Origin of the sequence: Allobosea sp. Root381, from assembly GCF_001429395.1 — a bacterium.
Classification (GTDB): Bacteria; Pseudomonadota; Alphaproteobacteria; order Rhizobiales; family Beijerinckiaceae; genus Allobosea.
Window position 1 is genome coordinate 1 of the sequence record NZ_LMJT01000024.1, and the last position, 22,549, is coordinate 22,549.

27 protein-coding genes and 4 pseudogenes are annotated in these 22,549 nt (G+C 62.4%); 18 read left to right on the forward strand and 13 right to left on the reverse strand.

What is annotated here, in order from left to right; genetic code table 11:
- Positions 1-223: 223 nt before the first annotated feature.
- A complete protein-coding gene (locus tag ASE63_RS18510; protein WP_056804628.1) occupies positions 224-1,129 on the reverse strand; it encodes a S1C family serine protease in 906 nt (301 codons plus the stop codon).
- Between the two features lie 225 nt (positions 1,130-1,354).
- Here ASE63_RS18510 and ASE63_RS18515 point away from each other — a divergent pair, with 225 nt between their 5' ends.
- Entirely contained in the window at positions 1,355-1,555 is a 201-nt protein-coding gene (locus ASE63_RS18515) for a hypothetical protein (RefSeq protein WP_056804631.1), read from the forward strand.
- Positions 1,556-1,628: 73 nt separating this feature from the next.
- Here ASE63_RS18515 and ASE63_RS18520 read toward each other — a convergent pair whose 3' ends face one another.
- On the reverse strand, positions 1,629-2,342 hold the full coding sequence (locus tag ASE63_RS18520) for an SDR family NAD(P)-dependent oxidoreductase (RefSeq protein ID WP_056804634.1): 714 nt from the start codon (positions 2,340-2,342) through the stop codon (positions 1,629-1,631).
- Between the two features lie 534 nt (positions 2,343-2,876).
- Here ASE63_RS18520 and ASE63_RS18525 point away from each other — a divergent pair.
- The gene (locus ASE63_RS18525) at positions 2,877-3,125 is read left to right on the forward strand and encodes a hypothetical protein (RefSeq protein ID WP_056804638.1); all 249 of its coding nucleotides are present in this window, start codon (positions 2,877-2,879) and stop codon (positions 3,123-3,125) included.
- A 24-nt stretch (positions 3,126-3,149) separates the two neighbouring features.
- On the opposite strand, the gene ASE63_RS18530 is transcribed toward ASE63_RS18525, so the two are convergent.
- The 6 genes and pseudogenes from ASE63_RS18530 to ASE63_RS18550 form a co-directional block, all read right to left on the reverse strand.
- Positions 3,150-3,899, reverse strand: a complete 750-nt coding sequence (locus ASE63_RS18530; RefSeq protein WP_056804641.1) for an exonuclease domain-containing protein — start codon at positions 3,897-3,899, stop codon at positions 3,150-3,152.
- A gap of 113 nt (positions 3,900-4,012) precedes the next feature.
- The gene (locus tag ASE63_RS28825) at positions 4,013-4,207 is read right to left on the reverse strand and encodes a DUF1810 family protein (protein WP_348271362.1); all 195 of its coding nucleotides are present in this window, start codon (positions 4,205-4,207) and stop codon (positions 4,013-4,015) included.
- Positions 4,176-4,349 carry a DUF1810 family protein gene (locus tag ASE63_RS28830; protein WP_348271363.1) on the reverse strand — a complete coding sequence of 58 codons (174 nt, stop codon included), beginning with the start codon at positions 4,347-4,349 and terminating at the stop codon, positions 4,176-4,178. Before ASE63_RS28830 ends, ASE63_RS28825 begins: the two co-directional genes overlap by 32 nt.
- A gap of 96 nt (positions 4,350-4,445) precedes the next feature.
- Positions 4,446-5,270 carry an exodeoxyribonuclease III gene (xth, locus tag ASE63_RS18540; protein WP_082610103.1) on the reverse strand — a complete coding sequence of 275 codons (825 nt, stop codon included), beginning with the start codon at positions 5,268-5,270 and terminating at the stop codon, positions 4,446-4,448.
- Positions 5,267-5,905: an alpha/beta family hydrolase gene (locus ASE63_RS18545; RefSeq protein ID WP_056804649.1), complete on the reverse strand. Its 639-nt coding sequence runs from the start codon at positions 5,903-5,905 to the stop codon at positions 5,267-5,269. The genes xth and ASE63_RS18545 overlap by 4 nt, the downstream gene beginning before the upstream one ends.
- Positions 5,906-5,951: 46 nt before the next feature.
- Positions 5,952-6,574: pseudogene (locus tag ASE63_RS18550) on the reverse strand (hypothetical protein).
- A 506-nt stretch (positions 6,575-7,080) separates the two neighbouring features.
- On the opposite strand from ASE63_RS18550, the gene ASE63_RS18560 reads away from it, so the two are divergent.
- From ASE63_RS18560 to ASE63_RS18580, 6 genes are all read left to right on the forward strand, one after another.
- Positions 7,081-7,473 carry a CopG family transcriptional regulator gene (locus tag ASE63_RS18560; RefSeq protein WP_244491448.1) on the forward strand — a complete coding sequence of 131 codons (393 nt, stop codon included), beginning with the start codon at positions 7,081-7,083 and terminating at the stop codon, positions 7,471-7,473.
- Positions 7,474-7,657: 184 nt separating this feature from the next.
- Entirely contained in the window at positions 7,658-8,578 is a 921-nt protein-coding gene (locus ASE63_RS18565) for a PHB depolymerase family esterase (protein ID WP_056804657.1), read from the forward strand.
- Between the two features lie 735 nt (positions 8,579-9,313).
- A complete protein-coding gene (locus ASE63_RS18570; RefSeq protein WP_056804661.1) occupies positions 9,314-9,562 on the forward strand; it encodes a hypothetical protein in 249 nt (82 codons plus the stop codon).
- 36 nt (positions 9,563-9,598) lie between these two features.
- On the forward strand, positions 9,599-10,030 hold the full coding sequence (locus tag ASE63_RS27400; RefSeq protein ID WP_156410462.1) for a hypothetical protein: 432 nt from the start codon (positions 9,599-9,601) through the stop codon (positions 10,028-10,030).
- 22 nt (positions 10,031-10,052) lie between these two features.
- Positions 10,053-10,238 carry a hypothetical protein gene (locus tag ASE63_RS18575; RefSeq protein WP_156410463.1) on the forward strand — a complete coding sequence of 62 codons (186 nt, stop codon included), beginning with the start codon at positions 10,053-10,055 and terminating at the stop codon, positions 10,236-10,238.
- 362 nt (positions 10,239-10,600) lie between these two features.
- Positions 10,601-11,377, forward strand: coding sequence for a transglutaminase family protein (locus ASE63_RS18580; RefSeq protein ID WP_056804668.1), 777 nt, complete (start codon positions 10,601-10,603; stop codon positions 11,375-11,377).
- Between the two features lie 41 nt (positions 11,378-11,418).
- Here the strand turns inward: ASE63_RS18580 and ASE63_RS26785 are convergent.
- A protein-coding gene (locus tag ASE63_RS26785) for an IS5 family transposase (protein ID WP_244491449.1) occupies positions 11,419-12,173 on the reverse strand; the annotation gives its coding sequence in 2 pieces (ribosomal slippage) (positions 11,419-11,840 and positions 11,840-12,173; 756 coding nt in all).
- A 69-nt stretch (positions 12,174-12,242) separates the two neighbouring features.
- Here ASE63_RS26785 and ligD point away from each other — a divergent pair.
- A pseudogene (gene ligD / locus ASE63_RS18595) lies at positions 12,243-13,823 on the forward strand (DNA ligase D); the annotation flags it as partial.
- A gap of 409 nt (positions 13,824-14,232) precedes the next feature.
- Here the strand turns inward: ligD and ASE63_RS27405 are convergent.
- Complete coding sequence (locus ASE63_RS27405; RefSeq protein WP_156410464.1) at positions 14,233-14,511, reverse strand: hypothetical protein; 279 nt, start codon at positions 14,509-14,511, stop codon at positions 14,233-14,235.
- Between the two features lie 301 nt (positions 14,512-14,812).
- Here ASE63_RS27405 and ASE63_RS28490 point away from each other — a divergent pair, with 301 nt between their 5' ends.
- From ASE63_RS28490 to ASE63_RS18610, 4 genes and pseudogenes are all read left to right on the forward strand, one after another.
- Entirely contained in the window at positions 14,813-15,073 is a 261-nt protein-coding gene (locus ASE63_RS28490; RefSeq protein WP_244491450.1) for a hypothetical protein, read from the forward strand.
- Entirely contained in the window at positions 15,070-15,309 is a 240-nt protein-coding gene (locus tag ASE63_RS28495; RefSeq protein WP_244491451.1) for a hypothetical protein, read from the forward strand. Before ASE63_RS28490 ends, ASE63_RS28495 begins: the two co-directional genes overlap by 4 nt.
- Before the next feature lie 515 nt (positions 15,310-15,824).
- Complete coding sequence (locus ASE63_RS18605; protein ID WP_056804677.1) at positions 15,825-16,997, forward strand: zinc-dependent alcohol dehydrogenase; 1,173 nt, start codon at positions 15,825-15,827, stop codon at positions 16,995-16,997.
- Positions 16,998-17,011: 14 nt separating this feature from the next.
- Positions 17,012-17,796, forward strand: a pseudogene (locus ASE63_RS18610) (SDR family NAD(P)-dependent oxidoreductase).
- 50 nt (positions 17,797-17,846) lie between these two features.
- Here ASE63_RS18610 and ASE63_RS18615 read toward each other — a convergent pair.
- From ASE63_RS18615 to ASE63_RS27410, 3 genes and pseudogenes are all read right to left on the reverse strand, one after another.
- The gene (locus tag ASE63_RS18615) at positions 17,847-18,227 is read right to left on the reverse strand and encodes a hypothetical protein (protein ID WP_156410465.1); all 381 of its coding nucleotides are present in this window, start codon (positions 18,225-18,227) and stop codon (positions 17,847-17,849) included.
- A gap of 453 nt (positions 18,228-18,680) precedes the next feature.
- A complete protein-coding gene (locus tag ASE63_RS18625) occupies positions 18,681-19,595 on the reverse strand; it encodes a manganese catalase family protein (RefSeq protein ID WP_056804687.1) in 915 nt (304 codons plus the stop codon).
- 112 nt (positions 19,596-19,707) lie between these two features.
- A pseudogene (locus ASE63_RS27410) lies at positions 19,708-20,152 on the reverse strand (alpha-amylase family glycosyl hydrolase); the annotation flags it as partial.
- A 486-nt stretch (positions 20,153-20,638) separates the two neighbouring features.
- On the opposite strand from ASE63_RS27410, the gene ASE63_RS18635 reads away from it, so the two are divergent.
- Genes ASE63_RS18635 through ASE63_RS18645 form a run of 5 tightly spaced genes read left to right on the forward strand, consistent with a single transcriptional unit; the run spans position 20,639 to position 22,540 of the window.
- On the forward strand, positions 20,639-21,064 hold the full coding sequence (locus ASE63_RS18635; protein ID WP_162261801.1) for a DUF4142 domain-containing protein: 426 nt from the start codon (positions 20,639-20,641) through the stop codon (positions 21,062-21,064).
- 33 nt (positions 21,065-21,097) lie between these two features.
- Positions 21,098-21,355, forward strand: a complete 258-nt coding sequence (locus ASE63_RS26790) for a DUF2934 domain-containing protein (RefSeq protein WP_082610094.1) — start codon at positions 21,098-21,100, stop codon at positions 21,353-21,355.
- A 49-nt stretch (positions 21,356-21,404) separates the two neighbouring features.
- Entirely contained in the window at positions 21,405-21,653 is a 249-nt protein-coding gene (locus ASE63_RS18640) for a hypothetical protein (protein ID WP_056804697.1), read from the forward strand.
- A gap of 36 nt (positions 21,654-21,689) precedes the next feature.
- On the forward strand, positions 21,690-22,049 hold the full coding sequence (locus ASE63_RS27415) for a hypothetical protein (RefSeq protein WP_156410466.1): 360 nt from the start codon (positions 21,690-21,692) through the stop codon (positions 22,047-22,049).
- On the forward strand, positions 22,031-22,540 hold the full coding sequence (locus ASE63_RS18645; RefSeq protein ID WP_056804700.1) for a DUF4142 domain-containing protein: 510 nt from the start codon (positions 22,031-22,033) through the stop codon (positions 22,538-22,540). Before ASE63_RS27415 ends, ASE63_RS18645 begins: the two co-directional genes overlap by 19 nt.
- Positions 22,541-22,549 lie beyond the last annotated feature (9 nt).

Below are 22,549 nucleotides of genomic sequence, written 5' to 3' on the forward strand. Positions count from 1 at the left end.
TCTCTTCAGGCTTGTGCTTCTTCTGCGGCATCGCGGGCATCCTCCAAAGGCTCAAAAAGCCTACTTCAGGGAGGGCCACTTTTCAGGGGGCAGGCCAGCGCGTCCGCCTGTGCCGAGGAGCACCCTCGGGATTGTCTATGCGGCGCCCCACATCCGGGTCACTGCCGATGTGTTAGCCGGTGCCACGCTATCTGCGATAGCGATGCTGGCTGTCTGGGGGGCCTTATTGCAGATGGGGTTTCCAGAGGAAGCTGCTGCGGTCTGAAGACTTGATGCGCAGCCATGCCTCGCGACCGTCGCGCACGATCCGGAGTGAAACGTCCGATCCCGCCGGCCCCGTCGCCCACAGCTTCCGATAAAAGTCGGCCAGGTCCTCGACCTCGCCGTCCTGGACATCCGAGATGACGTCTCCCGCCCGAAGCCCCGCCTTCGCCGCGGGTCCGCCTTCGGCCACGCTCATCACGACGACGCTGCCATTGTTCTCGGCCGTGAAGGCACCAAGCCAGGGGCGAGGCGGCTTGTCGACGCTGCCCCGACGCAGCAGGTCGTTGAGAATGGGCGGCAGCAGATCAATCGGAACGACCATGTTGACGTTGGAGACCTCCTTGCCCTGGGCGACCTGAAGAAACAGCGAGCCGATGCCGAGGAGCCTGCCGTTCTCGTCGATGAGCGCGGCCCCACCCCAAGACGGATGAGCCGGAGCCACGAAGATCGCCTCTTCCAGCAGGTACTCCCAATAGCCGGCGAATTCCTGCCGCGCGACGATGTTGGCCTGGACGGCTTGCCCGATGCCGTCGCCGAGGACGACGTTATCACCGACTTGCACCTCGGTTGCATCACCGAACGCGACAGCGGGCAGATCAAGGTGACCAAGCGCCTGCACCAGCCCAAAGCCGGTCTCCTGATCATAAGCGAGCGCATGAGCCGCAACGACGCGGCCTTCTTGCGTCGTCAGCCAGACTTCATCGGCTTCGGTGATGAGGTAACCGATGGTCAGGACGAGCCCATCGTCCCGGATGACGACACCGCTGCCTTCCCGCCGTGTGCCGAGCGCGGACGCCGTGAATGCATCGTCGGGTATGCTGGAGCGGACCGCTACGATCGACTTCAATGCCTCGGAAACGCTCATGGCCTGCTCCTGCCAGTCGAGACGAGGGCGCGGGCGGCCCGACGACTCTATTTCAGGTAAGCGTGGCCTGCGTCGACGCAAGACCGGCTCGGACCGGCCCCGCCCAATGAGCTTGCAGACAGGCCGGCACCATTACGGCCGGAGGAACTTCACCGCGCCGGCCCGGTTGCGAAACGACAACCAATTTGGAGGATGCGGTCAACCGAAGGCAACTTGGGATTTCAGATGCTGTTTCGGGATCTTGACGAAGGGATCACGGAGGTCGTAACGCTCAGCTGGTGGACCTCGATTGACGCAGTCAAGGGGTTCGCCGGCGAGGATCACCTGCGCGCTCGCTACTATCCCGAGGACGACCGCTATCTGCTGGCCAGGCCAGAGGGCGTTGAGCATAGCGAGGTCGTCATCGACGGGCTCATTCGACCGTAGCGGTCGCCACGCAGTGCGTTGAGATCTGGCGATAGGCCGTCATTGTCCCGGTAGGATTTCAGCCAAGCCAATCTCAGAACGGAATCCGTGATCCGTCCCAGGCGAGCAACTGGCCGGATTGATCTGCCGACGCCTTCCCAATGACGGCTAGCAGGTCCGAGGCCGCCTCGGACGGGGAGAACGTACCAGCTGCGCCGTGCGATCGAAACGGCTTCGACAGCTCGGTCGCGACGGTCCCCGGATGCAGGGCGAGCGCGACCGCTTCCGGACGGGACCGCTTGAGTTCGATGGCAAAAGTTCGGATGAGCTGGTTGAGCGCAGCCTTCGATGCGCGATAGCCATACCATCCGCCCAAGCGATTATCCTCGATCGACCCTACCCGAGCCGAGATCGCCGCGAACGTCGATCGCCCCGACAGGGGCAGGAGACCCATGAAGTGCTTGGCGACGAGCGCCGGCCCGACGGCATTGACCGCGAAGAGCTGTGCGAGGGCGGCGGGGTCGATTGCCTTGAGGGACTTTTCCGGCGTGATGTCGCCTTCATGAAGGACGCCGCTGGCCACGATGAGCATGCCGACATGCCCCGTCGCTTCGACCATAGCAGCGACCCTCGCGATGCTCTCCTCGTCCGTGAGATCGGCTCTGTGAACGGTGACGCCGCGAGGCGCTGCGCGAGGCGAGCGGGAAACGGCGTGCACGGACGAGTACGCGCCCGACGCGGCCACTGCCTCCACCAGCGCCCCGCCAATCCCGCCTGAAGCGCCAAAGATGACTGCGGCGTGTCTCATGGGCTCTCCACGAAGCGAGCGGCTCCTCCGTCACTGGCATGGCGGCCGCTGCGGCACCGCGCGGCCCACTCCAACGTTGATAGCGAGCGAGCTACAAGGAAACGGAACGATGACAGTCCGGCCAAACCGAGGCAGTGAGAATACGATAGCGACGACGAGTGGCCGACCGTGACACGCCCAGCCTATCCCATGACCCCAGATGGACGATACTTCATCGTTGCCGGCAGGCTGTGGCGAGCGACAAACCCCGCGATACCTGATGAACGCCGTCACGCGCTCGTCAAGGAGCTGATGGATGCCCGCCGAGCGGTTAGGGACGCCAAGAGCGGAAAGGGCGACCTGCGATCCGCCCGGGCCCGCGTCGATGCTGCCAAGGTGGCGCTCGGAGAGCGCGGGCCGGTATGGTAGGCAGACGGCAGCCCTGATCTAAATCGCCATATGGCCCGTGATACGCCCTACGCCGATTGGGAACGCTCGCTCGCGAGCCGCCAAGGCGAGACGTAGATTCAGAGCTTTGACATTAGGGAGGGCTGCATGAAGACGCCGTCCGTCGCGATCACGACGATTGTCGGCGTGGAGGGCGCCGTCAAGGTCGATTTGCCGCTGGACTCGGGATCGCTAAACGAGCGGCTCTTCGAGATCGGGGTTTGGCTGATCGAGCGCAACATGCCGCACCAAGCTCGCGTTCTCATGGACCCTGAGCACGGGCGCATCAAGCTGAGCTTCGCCGACGCGGCCACTGCGACAGCCTTCCAGGACTGCTTTGGACAACGGTTGAACTGAGGCTATCCGGCTGCTGCCAGCGCCTCAAAACAGCCTTGGTTGGCGCGGCGCTGGCACGGCGGGCATGTCGGAGGACCCGCGGCGGCACAACTCGGACGATGCGCTGAATCGGACGTCGACGTCGCGGGCCTTGGAAAGCTCGCGCAGTGCCGTGTCGCCGATCTGGTCCCAGGTTTTGCCACGATCCGGGCCGGCCGGTATTCGTGGGAGTAGGCCAGGTTGGGTACTCCACGACAGGAGCTGTTCGACCGAGGCGTCATTGAGCATGTCACGGAGGTGATGCGCGGTGACGTAGGCGTCCGGCATCGCACGGTGCGCGGGCAATCCGATCTCGTGCACGAGACCTTCCGGCATCCTCTGATAGCGCAGCATCTGGTTCGAGAATCGAGGCAGCTGCGGCCAGACGCGCAACGCGCACTTCCAGGTGCAGATCCAGGCTGCACCACCCGCGAGCGCGGGGGTGCAGAACCGCTGCTCGAACGCGGCTCGATGCGCCGCCAAGGCGACGAGTTCGCCGTCGGGACGCAATACGGAGACTGCGGCCTCTTTCCAGAAGGGAGCGCCTGATACGTCCTCATCCCGAATGTGATGGATCGCCATCGTCTCCGATGAGATCGGCCGGCCTGGATTCACCAAGATCGCGCCGCGCTCGGCATTCAGAGACCACTTGCCGTCGCTTCCTAAAACGACGTCCTGCCATCCGATCTCGCAGACATCGTGAGGGCCATTTCCAGCGGTTTCGAGGTCGACGACACGGATACGCGGGCTCGGCATGGCTTGTAGATCACCATGGCAGTGCGACCATTCAAGTCAGCAGCGCCGCCGTGAAATGCCGTCGTTCGATGAACTGAAGCCCAGCAGTGAAGTCACCCCCAAGGTCGTTCGCATCAGCTCTGCGAGCGGCGGATCAGCCTGAGAGTGGCTTCGTCATCGGCGTTATCGAAGAACTGCTTCAGGGGGCTCCGAAACGGGTTATCTGGTGATGGATCCGCCATCGCAAACACCGTCATGGACGAGTGGAACTTGAGGTCGTCCGGCGTGCCCAACATCTCACGCAAGGAGCCAGTGCCGATTTCCATCATGGCTCGGGTCGCCTAGCCCAATCGCTGCGCGAGGACGGGGTGCGAAAGGTACGGCCCGCGCCTCGTCGAGGGAAACCAGCCCGTAGAACTGGGCGGTCGAGGAATGGCCAAGGCCGCGCATCTGGGGGAAGACGAACCACATCCAATGGCTGCGTTTCCGGCCGCCTATCAGCTCGGCAAGAGCCGTGTCGAACTCGACGCCTGGGCGGCCACGAATCTTTCCAGATCGAACGGATCCTCATCCATCGGGGTTATCCTTCGAACGTGACCGACGGGGCCTGCGCGAAGGGGCATCGGAAACCTCGATCCAGACCGGAGCGTGGTCGCTCGCCCTATCCCAACCGCGAACCTCGCAGTCGACGCCGGCGGCGACGAGCCTCGTCGCGAGCGGCGGGCTGAGCAGCAGGTGATCGAGCCGCAGGCCGGCGTTTCGGCCCCAGGCGTTTCGCAGGTAATCCCAGAACGTATAGATCGTCTCGTCGGGGTACAGCGAGCGGACGGCGTCGATCCAGCCCTGGCGGAGCAAGACTTGAAAGGCGCGGCGGACCTCGGGAAGGAAGAGGGCGTCCTTTTGCCAACGCTCGGGCTTGTAGACGTCGAGGTTCGTAGGGATGACGTTGTAATCGCCGACCAGCGCTACGGGGATGCCGTGCCCCAGCAACTCCGCCGCATATGTCGCAAGTCGTTCGAGCCAGAGAAGCTTGTAATCGAGCTTCGGACCAGGCGCTGGATTGCCGTTGGGCAGGTAGAGGCATCCCACCAGCACGCCATTGACGGCAGCCTCGATGTAGCGGCTGTGCTGATCGTCCGGGTCACCGGGAAGGTCACGGCGCGTTTCGATCGGCTCGCGGCCACGGGCGAGGATCGCGACGCCGTTCCAGCTCCTCTGTCCGTGCCAGATGGCGCCATAGCCGGCCTTCTCGAGCTCGACCGTAGGGAAACGCGCGTCGGGCGCCTTCAACTCCTGAAGGCAGACGACATCCGGTTTTGTTTCCTCCAGCCAACGCAATAGCACCGGAAGGCGTCCGTTGATGCCATTGACGTTGAACGTCGCGATCCTCATCGCCCGGTCCGGAGCCGCGCTGTCCATGTTGAGACGGCGTCCGCCAAGGTCGCGAGGTGATCGTCGGCCGTGAAGCCAGAGATCGTCTTGCGCGGCTTCAGGTCATGGTCGCCGTCGTCCAGCCAGAGGAATTCGATCACCGGCGAGAGCTCGTACGTTGACACCTCCTCGCGCGTCCCGAACTGGTCGCGTGTCCCCTGCGCAATGAGAGCAGGCGTACGCAGTGTCGTCAGATGTCCTGTTCGCAGCTGCTCGGGCTTGGCTGGCGGATGAAACGGATAACCCAAGCATAGCAACCCGCAGATGTTGCCGGCAGCGAGGCACTCGTCCGCGACCATGCTCGCTACCCGTCCGCCCATCGATTTGCCGCCGATGACGAGCGGCCCTTTCTCTTCCAGCGAACCGATGGCGGCGAGGTATTCTGGAATGAGCCTCTCCGCGCGAGGAGGCGGCTTCGCACTCGCTCCGGTCCTGCGAGCCGCCATGTATCCGAACTCGAAGCGAGCGACGCGAAAGCCCGCTTTCGCCAGCGCGATTGCGGCCGCTGTCATCGACGCCGAGTCCATTGGGGCGCCGGCACCATGCGCCATAAGGATCGTCGTTTCGGCATTGTCGGGGCCGTCGAATTTGAACATCAGCTTTGACCTAACGCACCGTGACCCTACCGCGCGAACCGGGACGTCAGCGGAGTAGCCCATCAGCCGCGAAGTCGTCCCAGCCTTTCAACTGCGTTCGCTCCGTTTCGTTCGGGTCATCCGAGACCCCGCTTGCCTGCGTCGCACTCCGAGTGGCCCCGGCCAGCGCGGCCTTGCCCGCTGCCCGCCGTCGGTTCTCGGCAGCTGCCCGTGCGTCCTCATCTCTCCAGGTCTGGGTCAGGTCGCCATCCAGGACATCCTCGACTTGTCTCGGATCGAAGATATGGAAGGTTATCGCCTTCGCCCGGCCGCGCAGTTTCACGGTCTTGGTGCGGCGCTTCTGAGCCGGTCGTCCTTAAGCCATTTGTGACGCTCACGGGAGGAGATGACGAGGATGTCCTCGATCTCGCTAGGATGAATCGGGAGCGATCCGACGCCTTTCAGGATATCGGATATCCGCACCGCGACGTCATCAAACGCGGCCTGCTCCGTCACGGGCATACGCAGCGTAATGCGCCCTGTCTCCGCCGCCACAGATTTTCTGACGGCCCAGGGCAAATTGCGCCGAACCTGACGCTCGATCCCCTTCAAGCGAACCGCCGAGCCAAGGGTGGCGTGCGCCGGGAGCGTCCAATCGGCGGCCAGCAGGTTCGAGCTGTGCTTGGCGATACGGGATTTCAGAAGGCCGGCCTCTTATCTGAAAGCGATCTCGTTTCCCTATGGCCGTCGATTGAATCCTATTGCGGCCCACCGGCCCTGATCCGAGGCCGCACGGCTCCGCCTATCGGCCTCGGCGGCCCGAAAGAGCGGAGAGCAGGCCCCAGATCCCCAACAGCTTACTGGCACCGCCCATTCGCGTAGCGAAGAGGGCAAGCGCCGCAGAGATGACACGTGGGTGACGACCGCTGGCGGCGACCTTGGTCAGGTAGGCGCCGACGGCTTGGCCGAGGATCAGTCGCAACATGAAAAACCTCGCGCGAGATGTTGAAAGTGATGCAGCACCCAGACAGCGTTGAGATCGTTCCAGGCGGGGGGTGAAGCGTCCTCTACCATCAACAACTTCGCCGATCAGAAATCACTGAGCCAACGCCCATCGCCTCAAAGCCACCGGCAGGGCTTGCATATTACGATCTAACATCCATATGCCATCCATACGGATGTCATGTGGATGTATCATGAAAGCGCCAGAGAGTGAGAAGCTGACCATCAATCTGGGATTCGTCGATCTCGGTCGGATCGATCTTCTGGTGCGCGACGGCTTCTATTCCAATCGATCTGATTTCATCCGGACGGCCATCCGCAGTCAGCTCGTGGCGCATTCCGAGATTGCGACACAGGCAACCCATCGCCTCTCGCTCGAGCTTGGCTTGAGGACCTTTACGCGCGCCGACCTCGAAGCGGTGGTCGCCAGTAACGAGCGCCTCGACATCCGCGTCCTCGGCCTTGCCATCATCTCCGACGACGTCACGCCCGCCCTGGCTCGCGACGCGATCGCCTCGCTCACGGTTCTCGGTGCGCTCCACGCCTCGCCCGAGGTCAAAGCCGCTCTATCCGATCGTCTCTCGTGAACTTTAAGGCCGCCAAATGACCTCCTCAATCCAAGATGCGGTGGCAAACGCTATGAGCCGTTTGAAGGCATCAGACGTTACCGGGGCTACCAAAGCCATCCGCTATGCGCTGAGCGGCGACACTCAGTCATCCGCTCCGAAGCCACTGGACGCTGGAATTCCCGTCGGGCGAAGGGGACGACGCTTGGGCGACGTCCTGAACGCCCTGAAATCGTCGCGTTCGGGCTTCTCCTCATCGGCGACGAGCGCGACGACGGCGCTCAACGATGGCGATTCGCGCTTCACATCCCGCTCGCTAAGTTCGGCGGCGGGAGGCTTGAACTACAAGCTCTATGTACCGCAGGACCGCGACCGGGAGCTTGCACTCCTCTTGATGCTGCATGGATGTACGCAGGACCCCGACGATTTTGCCCGCGGGACGCGGATGAACCGCTTGGCGGACGAGTTCGGTCTCGTGGTGGCCTATCCTCACCAACCGCGATCCGCCAACGCCAACGGATGCTGGAACTGGTTCGATCGCCGCCACCAGTCCGCCGGTTCTGGCGAACCCGCGAAGCTCGCAGCCTTGGCGCGGGCTCTGACGACGGAATTCGCCATCGCTCCCGAGCGCGTCTTTGCTGCAGGCCTGTCGGCCGGAGCGGCGATGGCCGACGTCCTCGCGGAGGCCTATCCGGAGATTTTCTCGGGGGTCGGTCTACACTCGGGTCTCGAGCGGGGATCTGCCCACGACGTCATGTCAGCGTTCGCCGCCATGAAGGGAGACGTCAGCGGCCGTCACGACAAGGCCGGCGGCGCATGCAGCCGGAAGCTCATCATGCACGGCACTGCGGACCCTACGGTTGACGCCTCGAACGGTGATCGTCTCTTCACGAGCATGCGGGCCCGCTTTCCGGATGTCAGGCTCGTCGCAAGCGAGGTGAAGTCTAATGGTAGATCCGCAGTGCGGCAGGCGTTGGTCGATCCATCCGGCAGGGTGCTGGCCGAGTATATTGCGATCGAGGGCGCGGGCCATGCCTGGTCGGGTGGCGCCACCGCCGGGACCTTCACCGATCCGCAAGGCCCCAACGCTTCGCGCGAGATGATCGAGTTCTTCCTGCGCCGATAGCAGCACATCCGGCGAAGCTCGAAAGGCGGATGATCGGGTACGAACAAATCGACCCAGCCGCGTGGCCTGGTTCAAGCCGCTGATCGTCTCGATGGCGGCCCAGTCGGCTGTGCGGCAATGATAGGCGAAGGCCGAGTACCCGTGCGTGTGCTCGGCGATAAAATCGTGATCCAGGATCTTCCGGCTCGTCTTGGCGGCAGCCGCCGCCTTGATTGAAAAAAACCGCATCGTCCGTAGTTTCGTCCAGCAAGGCCTCGCGATCGGTGGCGCTGCCAAGCGCGCGGTTGGCTCTCCGGAGAGACGGGCGCTACGATCAATTCATGAGAAGGATAAAATCGCTGATTGGATTCAGGGGGACTGCGCCGCCCTGACCGTCCGTGAAGCGAAAACCCGTGCCTGGGCATCAGTGCGCCCAACTTTGCCTAAGGACGCTCAGCTCATAGCGTCGCTTCGCGCGCCAAATGTGTCTTGATCTAACGTTTCTCACGAGCGAGCCGGAGCGAGGTCGCCCCGGCTCTAACTATACCGTCAGGCGGGGGGCGAAGACGGCATAGCTGATAGCGAAACTGCGCCCGGTTAAAACCGTTCCGGTCCTTGAATGTAACTTTTGGCGGTGCACGACGCGCGATCCAGGCGATAACGACGCTCACGCGGAACAGCTACCACCCAGCTCCGTTGAGGGAGCGAAGAACGCTGACTGCGGCTTCGCACTGCGCGAGCAAGAGGATCCAGGCAATGGAAAACGGCTTCAAAGCAATGTCCCAGGCTGCCGATGTCGGGAGCGGCGGAAAGGATAATGAGGACCGTGGCGGATCGACGGCCAAGCGCTATGACGTCGATACCGATCAATTCACTGACGCTGCCATCGAACAAGTCAGCGAGTTGCAGCAACTCCTTCTGGACGAGATCCGGGCCCGTCCAATGCGCGCCTTGGGGTGGGCGGTCGCAGCGGGTGTAGTACTCGGGTTCTGGGCAGCGAAGTAGGTCGTGGGAGCTCTTCTCGCCCTCGTTACGAGTAGAGTGACGGCCGCGATCAAGCGCTTGGCAGCGGTTTATGGACTGTTGGCTCTAGCGGGGCTTCTCACCATCTTTGCAGCCGGGTACGCGCTGAATGCCGGCTACACCATGCTGGTGTTCCGCTTCGGTGCCGTCATAGCGAGCTTGATTATGACGGGGTCTTTGGTCGCGGCAGCGATTGTCTGTCTGGTCGCTTCACGCGTCATCGCTAGTCGGCCCGGCCAGACCGTCGAAAAACTGTCCACGCCTGCCTCGCCCTATAGCGCACCTCCGCTGCGGCTGTCGTACTCCCGGCAATCCACGACCGCAGCGGCGTCCGGCATCGCTGGGGTCGCAACCGTCATCGTGGTCCTAAAATTGTTTCCCGGTCTGCGGGCTCGCTTGAAAGGCAAGCCTTCAATTTCGACCGATGACCTTTCGAGACCAGGTTTCTGAAGCCTATTTCCGGAGACAGCTGATGCTGAAAGAAGGGAAAGCCATCGTCCGCTGCCAGAGTGATTACGATCTGGCAGGTGAGCGCGTCGTCGAGTTGGGAATGCCGCCTTCAGGCTCAGATGCGGAGGCTGAGCTCTTCTACCTGCTGGAGGCCATGGAGAAATGGGATGCCCGGCATGAGGATGACGATCCGGAGGGGTGGGCTTGACGCATATTCTTCTAAGCAAACCTGTGACGACGCCCGGAACAACCGAACCGGAAGAGCTGCGCGGTGCACCACTCCGAAGTCATGACAGGTGATCGAGACATCAGAGCTGAAGGCCTGTGGTTCGGCGGTCGGGCGGAAGGCAACTGGCACGTTCACCCGGGTGCGAGCGTGACGGTCCAAGACCGGATCCGCGGTGATCTGACTATTGTGAAAGGGGGTACCGCAATAATCCACGGCGCAGTCACAGGTACTGTTTTTAACGAAGGCCGGGTAGCCGTTCTGGGCATAGTCGGACGACTGGAAGGCAGAGGCGAAAGTCACGTGGACCCGGCAGCGGTGGTTCGGCGCAGGGAGCTGCCGGCATGAAAGTCCGAGCGTCCGCGGAACTCATCTACGACTTCGCAGAACCGACCCAGATCATCGGGCTGATCGAGGCAGCGTTGACTGAGGATCAGGCAATCATCTCCGAGGCCCTGACGGTGACGCCGCATCGCGCGCTATTGTCGGATGTCGGCGTCGGAGGCGATCGCCGAATGCGCGCCTGCCTGTCGGGCACGGTCACGATCTCCTATCAGGCTGACGTCGATAATGGGCACAGGCTTCTGCTTCCTGTTAGCGGTCGCCAACACTCGTGGAGCGAACTCCCGGCCGATACGCTGACATTCCTACTGCCGAGCCGCTTCTGCCCGAGTGATCAGTTCCAGCGATATGCGCTTCGTGAGTTTGGGCAAGCCGGTGACGGCGTCGCCCGCGTTATGGCCGTCTTGGACTGGATCGATCGAAATTTGGACTACGTTGCAGGTGTGAGCACGCCGGAAACCACGGCGGCGCAGACATTCACAGTAAGGGCCGGCGTCTGTCGAGATTTCACTCACCTAGCGATCACGTTTTGCCGCGCCCTCTCCATCCCGGCTAGAGCAGTGAGCGCTTACGCTGTGGACCTGCAACCTGCAGACTTTCATGCTGTCGTTGAGGTGTTCGTCGAGAACCAATGGTGGCTGATCGACCCAACTCGGCTCGCGCCTGTCGAAGGGCTCGTACGCATCGCCCATGGCCGCGATGCCGCGGATATTGCATTTCTAACAACCAATAAGCCTTGTCAGCTGATTAGCCAGACGATTGCCGCCGAGGCTATCTAAGCCTCAGCCTCCGCTGCATTTTCGGCATCTAGGCTCAGGACTCATTGTTTGAGCCAGAAGATGAATGCCGCGGCGAATGCGATGGCGGACATGAAGGTGTGAGCGCATCGATCGTATCGTGTGTGGATGCGGCGCCAGTCCTTGAGTCGAGCGAACATGTTCTCGATGCGATGGCGCTGGCGATACCGGTCGTGCGGGATCTGCGTCTTGCGATTGATCTTCGAGGGAATGCACGGGGCTATGCCGCGTGCGGCGAGCGCGGCTCTGAACCAGTCGGCGTCATAGCCTCTGTCGGCGAGCATGGCCTTGGCGGGCGGCAAGGCATCGACCAGCATGGCGGCGCCCTTGAAGTCGCTGGCCTGCCCCTCGCTCAGCGCCAGGCGGAGCGGCCGGCCGCTGCCGTCGCAGACGGCATGGAGCTTGGAGGTCAGGCCGCCGCGGCTGCGCCCGATAGATCGGGGTAGAGCCCCTTTTTGAGCAGGCTGGCGGCGGTGCGGTGCGCCTTGAGGTGGGTGGCATCGATCATCAGCCGATCCGAGCTGTCGCTCTCGGCTGCGAGCTCCGCGAAGATCCGGTTGAACACGCCGAGCCTGCTCCAGCGGATGAAGCGATTGTAGATCGTCTTGGGCGGGCCGTAGGCGGCGGGCACATCGCGCCAGCGCAAGCCGTTGCGGATCACGAACAGAATGCCGCTCAGAACCCGCCGGTCATCGACCCGTGGCACGCCATGAGACAGCGGAAAATACGGCTCGATCCGGCGCATCTGCGCCTCAGACAGCAACAGCAGATCATCCATGGCGACACCTCCGCCCGCCATGGAATCAAGCAGCGCACTGCTAAGCAACCCAGTTAATAGGTCCTGAGCCTAGTCTACTTCGCCTTCGATCTGCCGTGGATCGAGGACGAGGACCTGCGCCGCCAGCCGCTACTGGCCCGAAAGGCTCGTCTGAAGGAACTGGTCGAGCGTCATGGCGACGGCGTCGTCCTGCGCTATGTCGAGCATTTCGAGAGTGGCGGCGACGCCGTTCTGAAGTCGGCTTGCAAGCTCTCGCTCGAAGGGATCGTGTCGAAGTCCGGAGAGGCGCCCTATGTCTCCGGTCGAAGCGATACCTGGACGAAGGCGAAGTGCCGCGCCGGGCACGAGGCGGTGATCGGCGGCTGGGCCACGACCGAGGGCAAGTTCCGTTCGCTGTTGGTCGGAGTGAATCGCGGATCGCATTTCGTCTATATCGGCCGGGTCGGAACGGGGTACGGCGCGTCGAAGGTCGCGACCCTCCTCCCGCGCCTGAAGAAGCACGCGGCGAAGACCTCGCCCTTCACCGGTGCCACCGCGCCAAGGCGTGCGGCGGGAGTGACATGGCTTGATCCCGTTCTCGTTGCGGAAATCGAGTTCGCGGGCTGGACCGGCGACGGCATGGTCAGGCAGGCCGCTTTCAAGGGGCTTCGGGAAGACAAGCCTGCGGCGGAGGTCGAGACGGATCTGCCCGCATCACCGGAGGCGGTCGAACCGGCGAAGCCGGTCGCCGCCTCGCCTCGGCGCAAGGGTGGCAGGGTCGACGTGCTCGGCGTCAGCCTGTCGCATCCGGACAAGGCACTCTGGCCGGATGCGGAGGACGGCAAGCCCGTCTCAAAGCTCGATCTGGCGAACTACTTCGCCGCCGTGGGCGAATGGATGATGTCTCACATCAAGGGCAGGCCCTGCTCGCTGCTCAGGACACCGGACGGCATCAGCGGAGAGACGTTCTTCCAGCGCCATGCAGGCCTCGGCACCTCAAACCTCTTCGAGCTCGTCCACGTCTTCGGCGACAAAAAACCCTATCTCCAGATCGACCGCATCGAGGCCCTGGTCGCGGCGGCCCAGATCGGCGGCATCGAGCTGCATCCGTGGAACTGCCAGCCAGACGATCCCGAGGTTCCCGGTCGTCTCGTCTTCGACCTCGATCCGGGGCCCGGTGTCGAATTCAACGATGTCGTCGCTGCGGCGAACGCGATGCGCGAAAGGCTCGACGCACTCGGGCTGAACAGTTTCTGCAAGACGACGGGCGGCAAGGGCCTGCACGTCGTCACCCCGCTCAAGGCTGCCAAACGCGGGAAGCTCGACTGGCCGACGGCCAAGGATTTTGCTCGGCAGGTCTGCGCCGAGATGGCTGCGGACGAGCCGTCCCGCTACGTCGTCAACATGGCCAAGCGGCTACGCAACGGCCGGATTTTCCTCGACTATCTGCGCAACGACAGGATGTCGACAGCCGTCGCACTGTTGTCGCCGCGCGCGCGGCCTGGCGCGCATGTCTCGATGCCGGTGCAATGGACGCAGGTGAAGAAGGGGCTCGATCCCGCGCGTTACACCGTGCGTACGGTTCCCGCCCTGTTGGCGAGGAGCAAGGCCTGGGATGGTTATTGCGAAGCGGAGGTTCCGCTGGCGGATGCGATCAAGCGGCTCAGGTGAAGCGGCAAGGCCGCTTGAGAGGCCACGGGACGAACGCTGACGAAGTGGCGCTGAATTCCCTGCCGTCAGAACGTTGCGACTCTTGCTCCGACGCCGGGTCTTTCAAGCGTTCGAGGGTTGGATTTCAGCGCATTCATGGGCGCGATAAGCGCTTTAGCTTGCCTTCGCCCCTTTCTGTTCGCGGTTTCGACCATGCCCGTTCCCTGTCGTCGCATCGCCGTCGCCGGAGAGCACGACAGGATTAGCACTCACCAATCCGCCAGGGTTCGGAGAGATACGCGGTGAGGCAGCATACTGACCGGCGGCATCGCGTTTTGCGGGTTCGGGGGAGGCCAGGGCGTCGGCTTTATGCTTCTCCGCTTCTTTTCCACGGTTTGGCATCATCGTCTCCTGAAACGAGTGGACGGGGCTAATCCTTGTAGAGTTTCCCGAGGTTGCCGGGCAGGCCGGCGAGGGGAAGATCATCCCGTGCCGTGGCATCGCCGCGCTGCTCGGGCTCGCCTTCCATTTCCGAGGCGGCTTTCATGATCGCAACTGGTGGGACCATATCTTCCTGTAGGTGCCACTCGACCGTATCGCGATCCATCCCCGAGCGTTCGGATAGCCGCGCGATCCAATCCTCACCAGGAAATTTCCTCGCGAAGGCGACCGCCAGTTGACGTCCGGTAGGCGAAGATGGGTGTGGCATGTCGATGCTCCCTTTCAAAGGCAACGCAACAAGGCCGTAGGGGTTGCGCCGCTGGACCGATCACCACGGGAGGCTTGCGGACGTCAAAGAACGAAAGGCACGACGTTCCTGCACGCGGCTATCCGATGGTCCGGACCCAAGGGCAGATCATAGAGTTCGAGAGCATCCACCATTCGTGAGCACACATGAGCCTGCCCAAGATATCCCCGCATCCCCAGTCGATGCTTGATCGGGTTCGTCCGTTGTCGCCCGGCGATTTCCCAATCCGCCGACCCTGCTCGCGGGTGCGGTGGACTATTCGATGTATGCCTTCTTTCGAGACCGGCTGGCCGCCGCTCCCCGTGAAGGCATCGTCGTCGTCGAGCTCAGTACGCTCGGAGGCGATCCAGAGGTGGCGCGGATGATGGGCGAGGACATTCGCTATCACTCAGAGCACGAGCCTCGTCGACGGTTCGTATTCCTTGGCAAGGCAGCGATTTACTCCGCCGGAGCGACCTTCACAAGTTTCTTCGCGCGCCCTCACCCCTTACTTGACCCGTGGCACGCGCATAATGATCCATGAGCGCAAGTTTGCAGACCAATATCCTGCTCGCTGGTACGCTGACCGCCTGCATCGCCAATCTCAAGGCCAAGCTGGATGAGATCGAGCACTCTATCCAGATTCAGAACGAAGGCTTCGCGAACCTGATCGTGGGATCGTCGGTCACGCTGGACGAGGTACTGAAGCGGGCCCCCGGGAACCGGTACATCGAGGCTACCGAGGCCAAGAACCTTGGGCTCATCGAGGGCCTGATATAGCCGTTCTCGACGACTGATAGTCAGCGACCGGCCGCTTGCGTGCGCCTAGTCGCAAAGCGGCCGCCAAGAGACAGGCCGGGACGATGGCTTCACTGCTGAGGCACCAGCGGATGTAAATCACTGAGCGGTCTACCTCTTTGGCGAGGATCGCGTCCAGTTCGTCTGGAGGGAGAAACGAGGTCAGTGTTCGCTGCATCTCTCGTCCGGTCGGCGGGCGCTCACGCCAGCGACTGATGACCAACGAGGGATCAAGCGATGAATGGAACATGGTAGGCCTCGCAGTCTCCATAGCCATGAACGTGCGGTGATCTTTAAGGTTCAACCGTGATCGCGCCCACCTGAACGCCCCGGCCACAGGCCTCGGCGTCTGAACCGTGAGTCGCCCAACCAAGTTTTCGTAGGCAGAGTTCCTCGGCACGTCGGCGAGCAACAAATAATTAAGTCGCAAGGATATTTTTACGGAACGGTCACTGGCAGGTCGCGTTGGCAGCATGGGGGGTCAAAGGACCCACGACATGAAAGCACTGTGCTGGCACGGCAAGGGCGATATCCGTTGCGAAACGGTGCCCGACCCGCAGATCCAGGATGCCAGCGATGTCGTGATCAAGGTCACGGCCTGCGCGATCTGTGGCTCCGACCTGCACGTTTATGACGGCTACACGCCCACGATGGAAGCCGGTGACGTCCTTGGTCACGAAACCATGGGCGAGGTTGTCGAGGTCGGCCGGGACGTACGGAATCTGAAGGTCGGCGATCGGGTCGTCGTGCCATTCAACATTGCCTGCGGCGACTGCTTCTTCTGCCGCAAGCAGCTCTTTTCGCTCTGCGATCGCTCCAACCCGAACGCCGATCAGGCGAGGAAGGCCATGGGTCAGTCACCCTCCGGTCTGTTCGGCTACTCGCATATGCTCGGCGGCTTCCCGGGCGGGCAGGCGGAATACCTGCGGGTACCCTATGCCGATGTCGGCCCGATCAAGGTGCCGACCGGGATCCCCGACGAGCAGGTCCTGTTCCTCTCGGACATTTTCCCGACCGGGTATATGGCGGCAGAGAATGCTGAGATCGAGGACGGTGACACGGTCGCGGTCTGGGGCTGCGGTCCGGTAGGGCAGTTCGCCATCCAGTCGGCCTGGATGTTTGGCGCGGGTCGCGTCATCGCGATCGACAATGTTCCTGAGCGGCTTGCGCTGGCGGCGAGCAAGGGCCGGGCCGAGACAATCAATTTCGACGATGTGGGCGTCTACGATCGCCTCATGGAGATGACCAAGGGCCGTGGCCCCGATCGCTGCATCGACGCGGTCGGCGCCGAGGCCCATGGCAGCGGTTCATTCGATGCCGTTATCGACAAGATCAAGGCTGCGACCTACCTCGCGACCGATCGTCCCCATGCGCTCCGGGAGGCGATCATGTGCTGCCGGAAGGGCGGCACGATCTCCATGCCCGGCGTCTATTTCGGTTTCCTCGACAAGATCCCGATGGGCGCCTTCATGAACAAGGGGCTGACGCTCAAGACCGGTCAGACGCATACGCACCGCTATCTCGCGCCGCTTCTGGAGAAGATCACGTCCGGCGAGATCGACCCCTCCTTCGTCATCACGCACCGGGCGGGGCTCGAGGATGGGCCGGGGCTTTATCAGACATTCCGCGACAAGGAGGAAGGCTGCATCAAGGTCGTACTCAAGCCGTGAGCAAGGAGAACGACATGACGAATGGAACGGGAAAGCTGGCCGTTGTCACGGGCGCGTCGAGCGGCATCGGCTTCGAGCTGGCGCGACTTGCCGCCGCTGACGTTTACGACCTGATCATTGCGGCCGACGAGACGGACATCCACGGCGCTGCCGCGAAGCTCAAAGCCAAGGGTGCCAATGTCGTCTCGATTGTCACCGATCTGAGCGACGAGGAGGGGGTCGAAGAACTCGTCGCGGAAATCGCCAAAGCCGGGCGGCCGGTCGACCTGCTCTTCGCCAATGCAGGACGAGGTCTCGGGCACGGCTTCCTCGATCAGGACGACACAGAGTGGCTGCGCGTGATCGACACCAACATCGTCGGCACGCTGTTGCTGATCAAGAAGGTTGGCCGACAGATGCGGGAGCGGGGAGAAGGCCGCATCCTTCGATCGCCGGGTTCATGCCCGGCACCTTCCAGGCCGTCTATAACGGCACCAAGGCGTTTATCGACTCCTTCTCATTTGCCCTGCGCGAGGAGTTGCGGGACACGGGCGTCACCGTCACCTGCCTGATGCCGGGCGCAACCGAGACCCGCTTCTTCGAACGTGCGGGGTTGCTCGATACCAAGATCAGCCAGGATGAGAAGGACGATCCAGCCGACGTTGCCAAGGCAGGTTACGATGCGGTTCTCGCCGGAGAGGGCGATGTCGTCAGCGGCTGGAAGAACAAGCTCCAGTCGTCGCTGGCCAACGTCACTCCGGCCGAGACGCTCGCCAAGCAGCACCGGAAGATGGCGGAGCCGGGTTCCGGAAATCCCTAGAGAGCCCACGCGCCGGGATGCCGTTGGGGGCACGCATCTTGCCCTCGGGGTTACTTCGCGTCGCGACCTTCCACGCGCATTTTTTTAGGCCTCAGCATGCTGTTGAGCCGCGCGATGTTGGTTTTGACCCACTCGGTCTTTCTGGCCAGCAGCCGACCGCCGGACGCCCGCTCGACGATGTAGCGCCGCTCGACGTTCAGCCTCGCTGGAGACATGGTTTCGTTTGCGTCGATGATGGCAGCTTCAAACGATCGATGCGCATCGTCGAGGTTTCGGAAACTGCCGATGAGCGTGGAGTTGGGCAACCGCTCGGATCGGTCACCGACGGTGAGCGTATCGCTCCATCCTCGTGCGACCGCCGCATCGAGGAACCGGTTGTGAGGATCTCCGGGCGCCGCTTCGATGTCGTAGGTAGCGATGAAGTGCTTCACCACAGGGGAACCTCGACAAGCGCGGGAGCCAACACGTGCTGCCGGTGCCGGGGGCCGCTTACCTGACCGGCGGGGGCATATGAGGGATCAGCCCACGCCTCTGGAGAGGACATGCTGGTTGGCGCCGGTAGCAGGATCGGGTCGGCACTGTGCAATGTCCCGGACCTGACGAGTGCGACCGATGTAGCGTTCTTGTAGTCCTGCCAGGTGCCCAGATCGCTTCCGCAGCCGGCGCATCGAACGATCGCGGTGACGGCCAAGGTCTTCGGAAGCGACACGGCCGGAGAGCCGCAGCTCCGGCACTCGAATATTTGATCGACACGCATGATTGCCTCCTGCGCGGTCAATACGCCGACGGCTGCGGCGGGTTCCTTCGTGATCTCTGCGCAATCCGGTTTTGGTGGTCGTCTTCGTCGCCAACGACCACCGCGGGCGACGAAGATGTTCGCGCCGCTAGCGGCTTTTCTTGTAGAGCTTGGAGGCGATCTCGAAGATCTCCTCCGGCGCATAATCGGGAGCGAAGGCGCCATAGTTGCCGTCGAGCTCCGGGATCTTGCCGCCGTCAGGTGGGCCTTCGACGATTTCGAGATTGCCGGGCGGGTCCCCCGGCAGGGCGACCTCGTCGTTCGACCAGACCCCGGCAGCCTCGCGATAGTCATCAGGGCTGAACATGTAGAGGCGACGGTGGCTGCCTTCCTGAAGGTATTTTTGGCTCTCAGGGATTCGGCTCAGATCGATGTTGGGCGTCGGCAGCATCTTCTCGATCTCGACGCCGGTGATCTTTTTGAGCGCCAGCGCATAGGCGTGGGCATGGACCGAACCCCGGACCAGGAGATAGCCGCAGACTTCGCGGCCGGTCGGCTCGGTCAGGGTTTCGTAGACGCGCAGCTTATGCAGTCGGGCGCCGCACTCGAGATGGAAATTGTGCAGCAGGTCGATGATCAGATTGCCGGTGCTGGTAACCATGTCCATGTTCCAGGACGCGGCGTTGCTGTTCATCGGCATAGCGCCGCCCGCATTAGCGAAGAAGCCGCCCGCCAGACGAACGTCCTTCATCTCTTCGAAGGGAGCTGCCGAGACATCGACCTCAGGCGTCGGATCGCCCGGCCCGTTGTTCAACATTGCGACGCCGGTGCTGACCAGTTCCACATGCCCCAATTCCTCGGCGAAGATGCTCGACACCAAGCTGTAGAAGGGCCGCAACTTGCTCTTGTTGCGGAAGTTGAAGCTCTGGAACATGTAGTTCCCGAGCGTCGACATCTCTCCGTATTTTCCACCCAGCAACTCCTGGAGCGCGGCGGCGGCGTTGGGCGACGGTTCCTTCGGTAGCGGCAGTTCGGCCTGTAGACGGTCGATGCGCATGAACATGGCGCGCTCCTGTGTTGGACAGTGCATCTGCTGTTCGATGCCCGGGGGGACATTCGCCGAACGTCCAAAGGACCGGAGAGTTCCTCTCGATTATCCCGACGGTGGCAGGGTTCTCCGCCAGCGTCCGCAGCCGCGACGAGACCGCCAGCAGCTCCCGGTAGTCCGGTCGGGCAGGGTCCACCAGGACGAGGACCCGGTCGAGCAGGATCGGATAGCTCAGCGGGCTGATCGGGAAACGATGCTCGAAATGCCAAATGCTGAAGCCATCGCCGCTCTCGTCGCGCTTCAGCGTCAGCTCGCCCTCTTCCAGAGCGTCGCCATAGCGCTTGCCGAGGAAGGGAAGCGCCAGCTTGCCATTGGCGCCCAGTCGCTCCCAGTCGATGTCGAAGGCAATGGCGTGGGGCGAAGCCTTGCTCCGGATTGATACTTGTATGGTCCACGATATCGTAGCCATGGGTGGAGCCTGGGCGGGCCGTCTGGACCGGCGACGCATAGACATGGCTGACGCCGAGCCGGGCGAGATAGGGCAGGATTGCGACCGCGTCGTCGAAGGTGAAACCAGGGGCCGGACGGCCGCTACTGCCCACTGCAACACCGCATGTCTGCGGCAGTTCCGCGATCGTTAAGCGCAGCACGCGGGTCTTTTGCAGTATCCCTTGAGCGAGGGATCGCGTTACCTTGGGGCCCAAATGCGCGCCGGGGAATCCAACGAACGAAAGGGCTCGTGCGCCTCGCTTTCAGATTTGGCCGGTCCAGGGTCAAAAGCCTTAGCAGTCTACCAGGGGGAAGCCCGAGACGGAGACCATCCGTGCGTTTCCGCGCCCTCAACCAAAGCCGTGATCCGCCGAATGATCTCCCATCACTGAGGACGCGCTGGAGGATTAGAGTCCACGCCGAGTGAACCAAACAGACGCCGTCACGTTAGGCCGAGAGCGGGGGCCTTTCAGGAGAACTCTCATGAACCGCCGTTTGCTCGTTCAGGCCTCCATCATCCCATCCTCGGGTCCACCCTTGCGATGGCGCAGGGCACTAGCGCCAACAGAATGACGCCTGAGACGACCCATGCAGCTGAAACGCTCGAAACAGGGGATGTTGCTCTGGGCACCAGCAAGACGGCGCTTGCCAAGGTCAACGATGCCGCCCTGAAGCGATTTGCCGAGTTCGAAGTTGCCGAGCAGGACACTGTGGCGAAGGTCATCAAGGCGGCATCCAGAATGTCGGAGGGGGCGCCCGAGAAGCTTAGTGCTGACGCCACGGCGGTGATCGAAAATTTTAAATCGATACCCGCCGGAAAGGAATTTGATGAGGCCTATATCAAAACTCAGGTAGATGGCCATACAAAACTGTTGGAGATCCAAAATACTTATCTGGACCAAGGTAAGGACGTCACTAACCGCTCGATCGCCATGCTGGCGTCTGGCCTTATTAAGGAGCACCTAGCTAACCTCCAGGCAATGCGGAGAGGTTAACAGCAGCGACTTGGCGAAACTGAGGAGGCAAAAATGTCTGGCGAATCCGACACGGAAGTACGCATCCGGCAAGTAGCCTATTCAATATGGCTCAGCGAAGGTCAGCCGGAGGGACAGGAAAAGGCTCATTGGGAAGCCGCACGGGCGATATGCGCGCGTGACGGCCATTCTGACACGACTCGTGGTTCCTCGACTGGATTCACTGAGCCAGCCGTTGCGGTCGAAGACCAGGCTGACCCCGCAGCGATATTGGAGCCGGCTGCGCCTCGGCTCCCCAGGCGGTCGAAATAGCCTGAGGCGCCCGACATAATAAGTGATCCGATGTGGGGAGAGCTATGCGATGGAAAACGGGTTCAAAGCAATGTCTCAGGGGGCCGATGCTGAGAGCGGCGCAACCCGCAATGAGGACTACGGTGGATCGACCGCCAAACGCTATGGCATCGATTCCGACCAGATGGCGGAAGCTGCAACGGAGCAGGTAAGCGAGCTGCAGCAGCTTATCGTAGACGAGGTCCGTGCGCGACCCATGCGTGCTCTGGGGTGGGCCGTAGCGGCAGGCGCCGTTATCGGCTTTTGGGCTGCGAAATAACCCGTGGGCGCTCTCGTCGCCCTCGTAGCGGCTAGAGTGACGGCCGCACTCAAGCATCAGGCAACCGTCTATGGTCTGATGACCTTGGCAGCTCTGATCATCATCTTCGCGGCCGGATATGCGCTGAATGCCGGTCACACGATGCTGATGTTCAGCTTCGGCGCTGTCACAGCGAGCTTGATCATCACGAGGTGCCTGGTTGCAACGGCGGGAGTCTGCGTGGTTGCCTCGCGCATCTTCGCCAACCGACCAAGCGCGACAGCGGAAAAATTATCCAAGCTCGCCTCGCCCTACAGCGCTCCTGCGCTGCGGCTGCCGTACTCCCGGCAACACCGGCGGCATCCCCCGCTGGCCCAATTCGTGAACGGAGGACTCAAATGGATCGTAGAGTGCTAATCGCGGGCGGACTGCTCCTCGCAACTCAACCTGGCATTGCTCAACCGAAGACGCAGCGCGATGACGACCTGCAGTACGCGCAATCCATCATAACTTATGGAGCTGCGGCTCTCGATATGGCCAAGCTCGGCGTCACCAACTCGTCCAGTGAAGAGGTTCGGATCTTCGCGCAGGATGAGGTGGCCGAACAGGAAGGCCTGGCGGCGGTTCTGCGCCCCCTTTTTGACGACACCCACAGCGTGCCACCCCCCCAGGTACCAAAACAGGATGTCAAAGCCTGGATGATCAAACTGCGGGAGGCGAAAGGAAAAGAGTTCGATCGCCTCTTTGTCGAGGCACAGCTGGGCGTTCACGGGGAGCTCCTTCAGGCTCAGGAAGCCTTCCTTGCAAAAGGGCAGGACAAGACCTTGCGGGCAGTTGCGATGCTGGCAAAGGGCCACATATCGGAACATACGGGCCGACTCGCGCGCTTGCAGCAATCACTGTCTTAACTCACCACC

Bases quoted from the DNA above. Each gene is read 5' to 3' on its own strand.
- ASE63_RS18560 (WP_244491448.1), top strand. From the start codon at position 7,081: ATGAAAGCGCCAGAGAGTGAGAAGCTGACCATCAATCTGGGATTCGTC.
- ASE63_RS28825 (WP_348271362.1), bottom strand. From the start codon at position 4,207: ATGATGGAAATCGGCACTGGCTCCTTGCGTGAGATGTTGGGCACGCCG.
- ASE63_RS18645 (WP_056804700.1), top strand. From the start codon at position 22,031: ATGGATCGTAGAGTGCTAATCGCGGGCGGACTGCTCCTCGCAACTCAA.
- ASE63_RS18575 (WP_156410463.1), top strand. From the start codon at position 10,053: ATGCTGAAAGAAGGGAAAGCCATCGTCCGCTGCCAGAGTGATTACGAT.
- ASE63_RS26790 (WP_082610094.1), top strand. From the start codon at position 21,098: ATGTCTGGCGAATCCGACACGGAAGTACGCATCCGGCAAGTAGCCTAT.
- ASE63_RS18545 (WP_056804649.1), bottom strand. From the start codon at position 5,905: ATGTTCAAATTCGACGGCCCCGACAATGCCGAAACGACGATCCTTATG.
- ASE63_RS28495 (WP_244491451.1), top strand. From the start codon at position 15,070: ATGAGCGCAAGTTTGCAGACCAATATCCTGCTCGCTGGTACGCTGACC.
- ASE63_RS18605 (WP_056804677.1), top strand. From the start codon at position 15,825: ATGAAAGCACTGTGCTGGCACGGCAAGGGCGATATCCGTTGCGAAACG.
- ASE63_RS18580 (WP_056804668.1), top strand. From the start codon at position 10,601: ATGAAAGTCCGAGCGTCCGCGGAACTCATCTACGACTTCGCAGAACCG.
- ASE63_RS28490 (WP_244491450.1), top strand. From the start codon at position 14,813: ATGTATGCCTTCTTTCGAGACCGGCTGGCCGCCGCTCCCCGTGAAGGC.
- ASE63_RS18570 (WP_056804661.1), top strand. From the start codon at position 9,314: ATGGAAAACGGCTTCAAAGCAATGTCCCAGGCTGCCGATGTCGGGAGC.
- ASE63_RS18640 (WP_056804697.1), top strand. From the start codon at position 21,405: ATGGAAAACGGGTTCAAAGCAATGTCTCAGGGGGCCGATGCTGAGAGC.
- ASE63_RS18515 (WP_056804631.1), top strand. From the start codon at position 1,355: ATGCTGTTTCGGGATCTTGACGAAGGGATCACGGAGGTCGTAACGCTC.
- ASE63_RS27405 (WP_156410464.1), bottom strand. From the start codon at position 14,511: ATGCCACACCCATCTTCGCCTACCGGACGTCAACTGGCGGTCGCCTTC.
- xth (WP_082610103.1), bottom strand. From the start codon at position 5,270: ATGAGGATCGCGACGTTCAACGTCAATGGCATCAACGGACGCCTTCCG.
- ASE63_RS28830 (WP_348271363.1), bottom strand. From the start codon at position 4,349: ATGTGGTTCGTCTTCCCCCAGATGCGCGGCCTTGGCCATTCCTCGACC.
- ASE63_RS18520 (WP_056804634.1), bottom strand. From the start codon at position 2,342: ATGAGACACGCCGCAGTCATCTTTGGCGCTTCAGGCGGGATTGGCGGG.
- ASE63_RS18635 (WP_162261801.1), top strand. From the start codon at position 20,639: ATGACGCCTGAGACGACCCATGCAGCTGAAACGCTCGAAACAGGGGAT.
- ASE63_RS18510 (WP_056804628.1), bottom strand. From the start codon at position 1,129: ATGAGCGTTTCCGAGGCATTGAAGTCGATCGTAGCGGTCCGCTCCAGC.
- ASE63_RS18625 (WP_056804687.1), bottom strand. From the start codon at position 19,595: ATGTTCATGCGCATCGACCGTCTACAGGCCGAACTGCCGCTACCGAAG.
- ASE63_RS18530 (WP_056804641.1), bottom strand. From the start codon at position 3,899: ATGCCGAGCCCGCGTATCCGTGTCGTCGACCTCGAAACCGCTGGAAAT.
- ASE63_RS18525 (WP_056804638.1), top strand. From the start codon at position 2,877: ATGAAGACGCCGTCCGTCGCGATCACGACGATTGTCGGCGTGGAGGGC.